Below are 445 nucleotides of genomic sequence, written 5' to 3'. Positions count from 1 at the left end.
CAGCACCCTCACTAGGAAGTTGTCGTCAGAGAGCTCCTCAAGCACAGCCATTGTTTCCCGTGATCCTTTGGGAATCAGAACCGTGACGGACGGAATCGTCGTTTCACGCTTGGTCTTTTTTACAGATTCCAGAAAGACTGCCGTGGGAATTACATACTTCTCATCTGCGATACAACAGACATCAATATTAGAAGCAAACTTCTTCACCAAAGTTCCTTCCACTCCGTCTTTACTCTCAAGCTTCTTTGCGCTATGCCGCAAGTCTCTTAGCGCCCTTTGATTCACAACGCTCAGCCAATATTTGATGTCTGGTACGCGCAGAGCTTTCAAGCGCTCCTTCACCTCCTCATACACCAGAAGTGATTTTTCGAAGCTATCTCTTGTAATATTTTTCGTGATTCCACCATTGTGCTGCCTATAGTAATAGACGGAATTAGTAGCAACG

General features: G+C 45.6%; 1 protein-coding gene. It reads right to left on the bottom strand.

The window, feature by feature from the left end; genetic code table 11:
• Positions 1–445: hypothetical protein (locus HWX25_RS33070; protein WP_208457061.1), on the bottom strand; the 445-nt coding region annotated here is incomplete at both ends.

This window comes from Burkholderia sp. BCC1640, assembly GCF_902833125.1.
In the GTDB taxonomy this organism is placed as follows: Bacteria; Pseudomonadota; Gammaproteobacteria; order Burkholderiales; family Burkholderiaceae; genus Burkholderia; species Burkholderia diffusa.
The sequence above is the reverse complement of the archived record's forward strand: the minus strand, read 5'-3'. Positions and strand labels throughout refer to the sequence as shown.